Genomic DNA, 3,907 nt, shown 5'->3' on the forward strand with positions numbered 1-3,907 from the left:
GCGGCGAGCGGGTCGGAGTGATGCTCTGGGCCTTCGACATTGGCGCCGGCCGCAACCTCCACAACCACTTTGCCCTCTCGAACGATGGCGGCAACACCTTCCGGACCTTTGACACCGGCATTGCTGCACAGGCATCGGGCGGCGTTGCCCTCGGAGCGAACGAAATGCTGAGCATTCACGCACATCGCGAGTCTCCGGTCGGCCTCAATGTTTATCGCTCGCGCGTGCATGAAGATCGCCTCGAAATCATCGATCAACTTCCCCTCTTCGCCGATGAACGGCTAGGCCAAGGAACCGGGCAAGGCGATCCCTTCGCCAGCCTGCGTTTTGGCCAGCCAAGCCTGCTGGCCCTGGGCGGCGATGAGTTCCTCGCCTGTTGTTGGCAGGTTGAAAACTGCCAGCATGTCATCAAGACCTTCCGCATCCGGCTCTGAGGACAGACCGTGTCATCGACACCTGAATTGACCGACTACGCCAAGCTGAGAAAAATGCCGTTCTATTACGGCTACTCGGTGCTGACGGCGACGGCTGTGCTCTGCACCGTGGGCGCCCCGCTCGTGCTTTTCTCTGCTGAGCTTGGCATCGACAAGGACAGGATCGGCCTCATTGGTGGCATCCTGCCCTTCTTTCAAATCCTTGGCATTGCCGCCCTGCCGGTCATTCTGCGTTTCGGCACCAAGCGGGTCGCGGCCCTGGCGCTGATTGCCCGCTACCTGTTTCTGCTGCCGCTGTTTTTCGCGCCACTCTTCATCGCCACGCCCAGCGTGGCCTTCACGCTGATCTTTTCAGCCATCATCTGCTTTGCCATCTGCCGGACCCTCTCCGAGGCCGCGGCCGTGCCGTGGTCCCAGGAATTCATCCCGCGGCTCGTGCGCGGCCAGATCAGTGGCAAGATCGCCCTCGCCTATTTGCCGACCGCCTTGATCGGCTCGTTCCTGATCCAGCTCTGGCTGGATGGACAGCACGGGATAGAGCGCTTCTACCCTGTCTTCGTCATCGGCATCCTCATCGGTATCGGCGGCGGCTTGACGCTCTTCGGCCTCGGCGGCGGTGCGCCGCGCCCGACCAAGGGCAGCGGCCTCGATGCGATCCGGCAATTGCGCGTGCCACTGCGGGACCGCAATTTCCTGGCCTTTCTCTATTCGTCCGGCACGCAGTACCTGGTATTTTCGGCGCTCAACATCTTCATGCTGCTGTTTTTCCGCGAGCGGCTGGGCATTTCGAGTGGCCAGATCGTGCTTATGGCGGCGCTTGTCCCCGTGGGGTCGGCCGCCGGTAGCTACGCGGCCGGCTGGTTTATCGACCGGCATGGCACGCGCGCTATTCGCATCACGCTGCAATCCCTGCAGGTCGCGATGCTGTTGTCCCTGCCTTTCCTGCATGATGGCATTCCGGGCGTTGAAATTCTTGTAGGGCTGGTTTTCTTCCTCTTTGGTTTCCTCGTGCAAGGCGCCATGGTTGGCGGCAGCGTCTACATGCTGAACTATGTGCCGCCCACCGAACGCGAAAGCTATATGGCACTCGCCTATTCGAGCGACGGCATTTTCGGCGGCGGCCTGACGGTCCTGGCCGGCATTCTGGTGCAATATTTCGAGCACAATGGCCTCAATATCGGCACAGCGCATTTCGGCGGCTACGAGGTCCTGTTTGTCGCTGCCGCCCTGGTCACGGCGAGCTCAGCGGCAGTCTTTGCCCTTCTCAGGGAAGAAGGCGCGACCGGTGTGCGTGATTTTCTGGGACAGTTCTCCTCCGGAAACCCGCTCCGCGCGCTTTGGGGAATCCAGCGTTTTTCAAGCTTCACATCGGAGCAGCGCCGTCGCGACCTGGCCTATGGTTTCGGCGGAACGGGAAGCACTCTGGCGCAGGACGAGCTGATCTCGGCGCTGTCCGACCCGAGCTTCGATGTTCGTCATGAAGCCATCCGCGCCCTCGGCCGTCTGCCGGCCACGCCCAAGGCAACCCAGGCACTCGAAGATATTCTTACCTATGACGGCCTGATCGAGCTTCAATACGCAGCGCTCGACTCCCTCGGGCTGCTCGGATCCAAGGGGAGTGCGGAGGACATTGCGCGTTTCCTCGGGGACGGCAACCGCCTGTTGCGGTCACGTGCGGCGCGCTCGCTCGGCGATATCCGCGCCACAAGCTACCTTCCCGAAATCCGCAAGATGCTAGCCGAAGATGTCGACGTTGATTGCCGCCTCGCTGCAGCGTCGGCGCTGGGCAAGTTTGGCGATCGGCAGAGTGTTGAAACGCTCGTCGCCATCTATGCCGAACAGGCTTCCGACGACAATCCGATCAGCGAGCCACGCAGCAAGGTAGTGCTGCTGGCCATTTCCAAAATCCTTAGACTGGAAGAGCAATTTGCCCGCAACTGGCGGCGTGAACAGCGCATGCCGGGCTATTGCCTGCCAGCCCTGTTGAGCCGGCTGGCCAAGACGCTCGACACAAAAAGCAAGCGCAATGAAGCGCAACGCGTGGCGCTACAGGAGGCCGCTGCTGGCCTCGGGACCGGCTCAACTGCCGCTGGATTTGCCGCGCTCCGAGGACTGCGGCCACTACTTGCGGCATCGCCGCATGAAGACGCGCCGCTGGTTGTTGCGCTCATCGATGGGACCAGGGACATCACCGAGGCCCACCGGGCGCTCATGGTGCTGCTTGCGGTGGCTGCCAGACACGTGCGGCAGCCACCCAAGGGTTAGCCGCGCTCCTGTTTGCCGGGCCAGCCCATAAGCAGTTGCACCGACTTTTCGGCTTCCTTGGCCTTTTCCGCATCCTTGTAGATGCGCATGACACAGCGCGGTTCGGTCCGGCTGATAGCATCATAGACAAGATGGTAGCCCGTCTTGTCCATGATCGGCCCGATCCAGCCGGCGCAGTGGTCGCAATAGCGCGTCATTGGCGCCGCGTCGTTGTCCATCACCTTGGCAAGGCTCGGACAACCATGCATGTGCAACTCGAGATGGTCGTCATCGACCGTCAGGTCAAGGTCGCAGTTTTCCTCTTCCTCGATCACCGACCAGTATTCGTACATGCCCTGCAGACCCTTGGTCTTGATCAGGTCGAGAATGTGCTTTTCCTGGTTCTTGCTGATCTCTAGCCAGTAGAGTTCGAGGTCTTCCTGCCCCTTGCTCTCGAGAAATTTGAAGACCTCGTTGTAGAAGCGGGTGAAATGGTCACTCGGGATCATGAGCGCCTCCGGATGATCTGACGGCATGCACCGGGACCAGTGATCTCGGTATCGATGCGATAGGGCGTACCCTCGGCGACGGCCTCGTTGACCTTGGTGGTCTGGTCACAAAAATGGGCCGAAACCGACGGAGCGATCTTGGCGACGTGGTGATAGGCCGTGCAGTGGCGAACGATCAGGACGATCTCGTCCTCGCCCACCGCAATGTCGTAGTCGGCATTTTCGCGGGTGAAGAAATGGCGCCAATGGCGAACCATCTCGTTGGGATCGCCCGCCTGCAGGTGTCGCCGCAGGTCGACATAGACGTCCTTGCCGACTTTGGCGAAAATCTCGTGCAACACCTCGACGCCATAGCGTTCAACGATGAAGTCGATGGTTGTGTTCACCGCGCCATGGAAATCGAGGTGAACATTGCCCTCTTCCTCGTAGCGGAGAGGTGTTTCAAGCGGCTTTTGCATGGTCGCGCCTAAAGTAAGATTTGCCACCGATGATGGTTTCGACGACCGACAGATCGGCCGGGTCGAGCAGCACGAAATCGGCCTGCTTGCCCGTTTCGATACTGCCCAGGTCTGCGCCACGGCCGACGACGCGCGCCGGCACAAGGCTTGCCGCATTCGCAGCCTGCACCAGGTCCGCGCCCGCCATCGACACATAATTGCGCATGGCTTCGTCTCATGTCAAAGACGAACCGCAAAGACCGCCATTGCGATCGCGCACGGC

Annotated in this window: 5 protein-coding genes; 2 read left to right on the plus strand and 3 right to left on the minus strand. The window is 60.8% G+C overall.

Going from position 1 to position 3,907, the window contains the following annotated elements:
* A partial coding sequence (locus tag J0I64_RS02920) for a hypothetical protein (RefSeq protein WP_291406126.1) occupies nucleotides 1-434 on the plus strand: 434 nt, incomplete at its 5' end.
* A 9-nt stretch (nucleotides 435-443) separates the two neighbouring features.
* Nucleotides 444-2,699, plus strand: coding sequence for an MFS transporter (locus J0I64_RS02925; RefSeq protein ID WP_291406127.1), 2,256 nt, complete (start codon nucleotides 444-446; stop codon nucleotides 2,697-2,699).
* Here the strand turns inward: J0I64_RS02925 and J0I64_RS02930 are convergent.
* Genes J0I64_RS02930 through J0I64_RS02940 form a run of 3 tightly spaced genes read right to left on the minus strand, consistent with a single transcriptional unit; the run spans nucleotide 2,696 to nucleotide 3,850 of the window.
* Nucleotides 2,696-3,187 carry a hypothetical protein gene (locus J0I64_RS02930; protein WP_291406128.1) on the minus strand — a complete coding sequence of 164 codons (492 nt, stop codon included), beginning with the start codon at nucleotides 3,185-3,187 and terminating at the stop codon, nucleotides 2,696-2,698. The two genes, J0I64_RS02925 and J0I64_RS02930, sit on opposite strands and share 4 nt — an antisense overlap.
* Nucleotides 3,184-3,645 (minus strand): hypothetical protein, encoded by a 462-nt coding sequence (locus tag J0I64_RS02935; RefSeq protein WP_291406129.1) that lies wholly within the window; start codon nucleotides 3,643-3,645, stop codon nucleotides 3,184-3,186. Before J0I64_RS02935 ends, J0I64_RS02930 begins: the two co-directional genes overlap by 4 nt.
* The gene (locus J0I64_RS02940; RefSeq protein WP_291406130.1) at nucleotides 3,629-3,850 is read right to left on the minus strand and encodes an amidohydrolase family protein; all 222 of its coding nucleotides are present in this window, start codon (nucleotides 3,848-3,850) and stop codon (nucleotides 3,629-3,631) included. The genes J0I64_RS02935 and J0I64_RS02940 overlap by 17 nt, the downstream gene beginning before the upstream one ends.
* Nucleotides 3,851-3,907: the final 57 nt, after the last annotated feature.

It is taken from the genome of Devosia sp. (genome assembly GCF_017307565.1).
Taxonomy (GTDB): Bacteria; Pseudomonadota; Alphaproteobacteria; order Rhizobiales; family Devosiaceae; genus Devosia.